This is a genomic window from Klebsiella sp. HN106, assembly GCF_051209435.1.
GTDB lineage: Bacteria > Pseudomonadota > Gammaproteobacteria > Enterobacterales > Enterobacteriaceae > Klebsiella > Klebsiella oxytoca.
Map to the genome: position 1 here is coordinate 1 of NZ_JBLURD010000237.1, position 295 is coordinate 295.

Sequence of the window (295 nt, forward strand, 5' to 3'; positions counted from 1 at the left end):
GGTGCTACCAATATGATGAACCCGGGATATCACTTTACCTAGCGTCATCTGCAACAGAGTACGTTCGTTCTCAAATAAAGTCGGCCACATCTCATCATAATCAACTACAGTCAATATTCGCATGTTCAACAGTCACACCTTTTAAGGAAATTTAAGCAGTCACAATAACATAAATCGCCTCTGCTGACTTGAAGGCATTTATAATCTGTATCTGTCCTCATAATTTTCAACCATCGTCTGACAAGATGCCCTAAACCCCTTTGTAGTGCTCTTTATTCAGACCATACTTCTTCAT

The 295-nt window shown here is 39.7% G+C and carries 1 protein-coding gene; it reads right to left on the reverse strand.

The annotated features are described in order from the left end of the window. Positions 1-123 (reverse strand): GrpB family protein (locus ACSIPU_RS31080; protein WP_435322546.1); only part of this gene is annotated, 123 nt, incomplete at its 3' end. Positions 124-295 lie beyond the last annotated feature (172 nt).